The sequence below is a fragment of the Cellulosilyticum ruminicola JCM 14822 genome (genome assembly GCF_001311925.1).
Taxonomy (GTDB): domain Bacteria; phylum Bacillota; class Clostridia; order Lachnospirales; family Cellulosilyticaceae; genus Cellulosilyticum; species Cellulosilyticum ruminicola.
This window is the reverse complement of record NZ_BBCG01000024.1, coordinates 43,735-49,918: the sequence shown is the minus strand read 5'-3', so window position 1 is coordinate 49,918 and position 6,184 is coordinate 43,735. Positions and strand designations below refer to the sequence as shown.

Below are 6,184 nucleotides of genomic sequence, written 5' to 3'. Positions count from 1 at the left end.
TACAGGCAATTTGTAGGATTAAAATACTATATTAAGTAGTATAAAAAACTACTTAAGTCTATAGAATCAGTTATTAATAACTATTACGTAGGGGATGTAAATACTGAAAAACTTCGCGAAGGAATTTATAAAGGATTTGTAAACGGTGTAGGGGATGTATATACAAATTATTACACAGCAGATGAATATGCTAGCTTTATGGAGAAGTCTAGTGGAGTATATGCAGGAATAGGTATTCAAATGACTTTAGACAGTGTGGATAATACTATTATGATAGTAGATGTATTTGAAGGGTCTCCAGCACAGGAAGTGGGGATGCGTCCTAATGATAAACTTATAAAAGTAGCAGGTAAAACTGTAACAGGAGACGATTTTTCAAGTTTACCAAACATGGTAAAAGGTAAGATAGGTAGTAAAGTAAAAATAACAATCTATAGACCTTCAGAAGGTAAATCCTATGATTTAGATGTAGAAAGAAGAAATATTACAACGGCATCAGTAGAATCTAAAATGTTAAAAGATAATATTGGTTATATTAAAATTATTCAATTTGAAGAGATTACTTATGATCAGTTTAAAAAAGCATTAGAAGGACTGATTAATGAGCAGATGAAAGGATTAGTCATTGATGTAAGAGATAATCCAGGCGGACTTTTAAAGATCACACAAAAAATTGCAGATGAATTAGTACCAGCAGGCATCGTAGTTTCTACAGAAAATAAAGTTGGTAAAAATGAAGTATATTATGCAGATGATAAGTATATAGATATACCAATTGTAGTATTGGTTAATGGAAATAGTGCCAGTGCTTCAGAAGTATTAGCGGGTGCTATTAAGGATACAGGAAGAGGAAAGCTTATAGGAGAGACAACTTATGGAAAAGGCGTTGTACAAAGTGTCATTCCATTAACAGATGGTTCAGCACTTAAAGTAACAACAGCAAAATACTTTACCCCAAGTGGCGTATGCATTCAAGGGATAGGTATTGAACCAGACTATATCGTAACACTTCCAGTAGAATTACTCACCAAATCTAGACTCACAGAAGAAGAAGATATCCAATTGCAAAAGGCAGTAGAAGTACTAAAGGAGGAGACTTATTAGTGAGTTAGGAGGGGTTCTTATAAGGGGATTTATAAACCAGTATAAAGAAAAGATAGCAAGTATCACATTAGGAATATTGATAAGTGTGTTAATAATTATGTTAGGCTTAGGCATTCCGCTTACAACTGGTGTATTACTAGTTATTCCATTAAGTATTGTATTCGGGTTTATAAAACCTAAATATACTTGTCTTGCTTATGTTGTACCAAGTATTTATATAATTGATTGTATATTACATGGATTAAATTTGATGCAAGGTCATACACCTAATTTATTGCCATATGAAGATATGATTATCCTAATTGGCATTTTACATGCCGTAGAGGGGAGTTTAACATATCAATATGGTGCTAATGATAGTAAAGAAGTTTTAAGTTACAATAAAGAAAAAATAGCAGGAGGCTACCGATTAGAGAGAAAATGGTGTATGCCCCTGCTATTTTTCACCATAAAAGGATGGTATATACCGATTATAGCCGTTCTTGCTTATAGTGATGAAACTTATACGATGAAACCAGAACAAAAAGCTTCTAAAATGGGATTTATTGTTAAAATGTATGCGTGTAGTATATTGGGAATAGGTGTTCTTAATAAACTAGGGTATATACCAAGTGTTTTATCCCTATTCTTTGTACTTATATTACATGAACTTATGTTTGCAATTAATGAACAATTAGAAACACATAGCACGATTAATACACCGCCTAAACAGGGACTTCGAATTATTGCTACAACTGAAAGTCAAGATTTTCACAATCCGTTTAATAAAGGAGATGTAATAGAGTTTATTAATGCAGATCCTATTAATACATTAGAAGACTATGAAAAGGCTCTAAGTACCAATGCAGACCAATATATCATTAGTTTGCAGACACTAGAAGGAAGTCACCAGATTATACAGTGTAATAAAACATTATTAAAGCGTGCAAGTAATGTGTTTTTACCACCGCCTAGAGAATATCATAAAGATATAAGCTAATAATAAAAGGATTACTGACAAAAAAATTTGTCAGTAACCCTTTTGAGCTTAAATTATTAAGCTACTATTTTTTATGTTCATGATTTTTGAGGTGGTCCATGCAATATTCATAGTTTCCATTGCAAGATGAGCAATATCTGAAATCCATATCTGGGTCAGTGAGTTCTGTTTTGCCACATACGCTGCATTTGTGGAAAGCAACTTGTATAGGATCACCTTTTTTTAGTTCACGTTTTTGTTTTCTAAAGTTCTTTTGTGTAGCTGTTGGTTTAGCTCCTTTGATGAATTTACCAAAGAAGATTAAGAAGTTAAGTAAAGAAATAGCAATAAGTATTCTAGTACCTAAATCTGTGCCAATAAAACTAAGTGCTAAAACGGCTACATCTAAGAAAGCTAAGTACTTTACTTTCACAGGTAAGATATAGAACAATAAGAATTCTACATTAGGAAATAGTGTAGCATAAGCTAAAAATAGTGATAAATTAATGTAGTATGCTGAAGTCTCTACGCTATAGCCTGTAATAAGTGTAAAAATACTAGAACCAATCATTGTGAAAAGCGCACCAGAAAAATAGTAAACATTAAATTTAAAAGTTCCCCAAGCATCTTCTAAGGCTGCACCGATTGAATAATATAAGTATGCCATAAAGAAAAAGAAAATAATGTTAGTGACATCTGGAATAAACACAAAGGTAATGATTCTCCAAATTTGTCCATGTAAAATGGCATTTAAATCAAATGAAAGTAGTTGCGAAATGCGAATTCGTGTAATCATTTCTAAAAGGAAGATTATACCATTTCCAATGATGATATATTTCATTAGATCACGAATAGCATACTTGCCATATTTACGCGATAACTTGTCTAAAAAGTCCATAAGTACCTCCTTATAAATTAATATCAATCATATACTTTTGATTTATAATATATCATAGTTTATAATAAAATTGATAATCTTGCTAAATATATTGTATTTTTTAAGAAATATAAAAGAAAGATAGACCATAAATCTATCATACATAACATATGCTGTTAATTAGTATATAACAGCATAAAGTATACAATATAAAGAAATATTGAATAATCATACTTTAGTATAGCATAAGCAGTAGTTTATTCAAAGGGGCAGGAAATAGAGGAGGAAATGGTAGTGGAGAAATACGGAAAAGCATTTAGTGAAATGGATTTGAAAGAAAAAGCAGCACACCTATGGGAGTATTATCGAAAACCTGCCTTGTTCTGTATCATAGCAGGCATATTAGTCATACAGTTAATCACAGCCATACTTTCACCAAGAGAAGTAAATACAGTAGATATAACTTTAGCAGGCAAAATTTATACAGAGGACCAAGCAACATTAGATGAAGTGACGAAGCAGTTCAAAGAGAACTTTGATGCGGGGCTTATGGTTTCAATGGTGGATTGGACAAAGTCTACAGAGATGGAACTAGCTACAGAACAGAGAATTGCACTTCAAATTACAACAAAGGAATTAGATATTTTAGGTATTCCACCAGAAAAGTTTGATATCTATCTAAGACAAACAGGACAAGATATGTTAAGACCATTAGATGAAATACCAGAGTGTAAAGCACTTTTAGAAGAATATAAAGACCAACTTGTAATAGCAGGTTATAATAAAGATGAAAACTTTAATATTACTAAGGGAGATCAACATGTATTTGGTATTAAAGTGTCAAAGATTGACAATATTCAGAGTAGTACATTAAATGAAGATCTTGTATTAGGCATAACAACTACTGTAAAAGATATTGATAAAACAGTAGAAATGATGAGATACTTATTAGAAAGTAAATAGTTTTAAGAGGAGAAATGACATGAATTCTGTAAAAAGAGTCGGCATAGTAGGTGGCGGGGTATCCACTTTAATGTTATGTATAGAAGCAGCAAAAGTAGGTATTGCCACAACCTTATTAGACCCAAAAGTAGACTGCATTGGTGCACAGATTGCAACAGAACACATTTTAGCAACGATTACTAATGAAAGTATAGAGAAGCTTAGTTTAAGAGTAGATGCAATTGTATTCAACACAAAACTAGAGTTTCCATTAGAATGTAGATTACATTGCAAAACTTATCCATCTAAAACAGCAATGGATGAATTAAGCAATCCAAAAGGCATTTTAGAGCTTTTAGAAATATTAGAAATTCCAACAGCTCCAACTTATTATCAAGATAATAAAGAAATGGTATTTGAGAAGATTGAAAACATTAGTCTGCCATTTAATTTCATTAAACAATACGGCAGCCGTAGTGAATTAAAATGTGTAGAAAACCATGAAGATATGGCAGATTTTATACTAGATATGGATGAAAATATTGATAGTTTTGCAATTCAGCTTATTCCAGAATATGCAAAGACAATTATCAGTATTGTCATTGTAGATGAAGCGGGTAAAGCACAAATCTATGATCCCCTAGAAGTAGTTTATGAAGCTAAAAAGATATGCAGAGTAAAAGTAGCAGATGACATTACTAAAACAATGACTCAAAAAATTGCACGCCTTAATCGCAAGGTCTTAAAGGAATTACAAGGTGCAGGGGTTTATACTATTAAATATGGGATTAAAGCCAATAAAAGCTTAGAATTTGTTGAAATTACACCAGAAATAGATATGGCAGCACTCCTTACTTTAGAAGCACATAATGTTTCTATTTATGAGCAATATATGCACATGCTTATGGAGCTGTCAATCGTAGCACCAACTTTAGAAACATATGCTCATGGACATATTAAAGAATCTGATAAGCCAATGGATAAAAATAAACCATATCATATGTATAATCTAGGACTTACAAATCTCTGTATTACAAGAAATAGCATTGAAAAATAATAAAATCCCGTGTCTTCAATAACGATGACACGGGATTTTATACTCTAATAGACTTTAAATATTTTATATTTGTTTTTTTGTAAGATTATGTTTTTCAAGCTGTTTAGCAACTTTTGAAGCATCATTGTCATGAACAAGTGGTGTAACATCATTAATGTGTCCATTTTGTCCAAAAAGATAAAATGAAGCAAAATTATAAGCTTGAGCAGCACGTTTTTCAGTAGGATAAATACCTAAATGAATTTGCTTTTTATTGTAGCCAATATTTGCTCTGAAACCACTTTTAGTTTGACTAACACCACGATATGTATTTCCACGAATCGCACGTTTACGTGTAGCATTAGGTGTTTTAAGCCTTGGAGAAAGCTTAATATCTGCATAGATTAAATCATATTCAGCCTTTGTGATAAATGGAATAGTATTAAGTATGTATTCACGCTGCTCCCCTGAATGCGTCATGAGAAAATCAGCAGCTTTATTATAAGCAATAGCAGCTGTAATCTCAGAAGAATAGTGGCCCAATACTAAAGGCTGAGTTGTATAAATGGTAGCAGTATAAAATGTCTGACCATCTATAACTTTTTTGCAAACCCCTTTGTAACTATTGATGATTTCAATATTATCTCGTCTAAAATCATAAGGATTTCCATTTTTAAAAATATAGTCTTTACCTGGTATACTATGATTTAAGATACCAAAGCGGTTTAAAAGACTTTGTTGAGAAATGCTATCGTGAGTATATAAATAATTACCACGTTTACTTATTTTATAAGTTGAGAAAAATAATAAATCTTTCATATCGAAGACTAAGGTGATTTCTTTAGATAAGTAATAGTAGAAATAATTCCCCATTAAATAAATAGGATTTTTGATGTACATTTTATGATCTCTAAAATTACAAAGGCTAATAATCTTTTTAAAGTCTATAAGAGAATTTGGAAAGTCCAACGTACCAGGAGAAGCATTCATAATATCAGTGGCTTCTTTAAGAACCGCTTTTGCTGATTCATTAGAATCATAGAGTCCTAGATACAATTTTTTCTTCTCATAAAGAAAATAAACTTTATAAGTGGTACGGTTCCCTTTTATATTAGGATAGATATAAGACATAAAAATCACCCTCCTTGAATTTAATCATACAACATAAATAAAGTATATGCAAAATAAAGCAATCAAAGGATATACAATACTTAAAAAACACAGTATAATAAGGATGAATGAGAACCTAAGAAAACCTTTTATCTTT

Annotated in this window: 6 protein-coding genes; 4 read left to right on the top strand and 2 right to left on the bottom strand. The window is 31.4% G+C overall.

All coding sequences use genetic code 11. The features are described 5' to 3' along the window. Positions 1-60 precede the first annotated feature (60 nt). The gene (locus JCM14822_RS09805; RefSeq protein ID WP_083461367.1) at positions 61-1,104 is read left to right on the top strand and encodes a S41 family peptidase; all 1,044 of its coding nucleotides are present in this window, start codon (positions 61-63) and stop codon (positions 1,102-1,104) included. A gap of 85 nt (positions 1,105-1,189) precedes the next feature. Beyond that, complete coding sequence (locus JCM14822_RS09800) at positions 1,190-2,083, top strand: hypothetical protein (protein ID WP_157047708.1); 894 nt, start codon at positions 1,190-1,192, stop codon at positions 2,081-2,083. Positions 2,084-2,147: 64 nt separating this feature from the next. On the opposite strand, the gene JCM14822_RS09795 is transcribed toward JCM14822_RS09800, so the two are convergent. Next, the gene (locus JCM14822_RS09795; RefSeq protein ID WP_054741947.1) at positions 2,148-2,960 is read right to left on the bottom strand and encodes a rhomboid family intramembrane serine protease; all 813 of its coding nucleotides are present in this window, start codon (positions 2,958-2,960) and stop codon (positions 2,148-2,150) included. A gap of 273 nt (positions 2,961-3,233) precedes the next feature. On the opposite strand from JCM14822_RS09795, the gene JCM14822_RS09790 reads away from it, so the two are divergent. After that, positions 3,234-3,902, top strand: a complete 669-nt coding sequence (locus JCM14822_RS09790; protein ID WP_054741945.1) for a hypothetical protein — start codon at positions 3,234-3,236, stop codon at positions 3,900-3,902. Positions 3,903-3,921: 19 nt separating this feature from the next. Next, positions 3,922-4,938: an ATP-grasp domain-containing protein gene (locus JCM14822_RS09785; protein WP_054741944.1), complete on the top strand. Its 1,017-nt coding sequence runs from the start codon at positions 3,922-3,924 to the stop codon at positions 4,936-4,938. Between the two features lie 63 nt (positions 4,939-5,001). Here the strand turns inward: JCM14822_RS09785 and JCM14822_RS09780 are convergent, their stop codons facing one another. Continuing rightward, positions 5,002-6,048: a hypothetical protein gene (locus JCM14822_RS09780; protein ID WP_054741942.1), complete on the bottom strand. Its 1,047-nt coding sequence runs from the start codon at positions 6,046-6,048 to the stop codon at positions 5,002-5,004. Between the last annotated feature and the right edge of the window lie 136 nt (positions 6,049-6,184).

Coding starts and splice junctions, on each gene's coding strand:
- JCM14822_RS09795 (WP_054741947.1), bottom strand. CDS start 2,960: ATGGACTTTTTAGACAAGTTATCGCGTAAATATGGCAAGTATGCTATT.
- JCM14822_RS09785 (WP_054741944.1), top strand. CDS start 3,922: ATGAATTCTGTAAAAAGAGTCGGCATAGTAGGTGGCGGGGTATCCACT.
- JCM14822_RS09780 (WP_054741942.1), bottom strand. CDS start 6,048: ATGTCTTATATCTATCCTAATATAAAAGGGAACCGTACCACTTATAAA.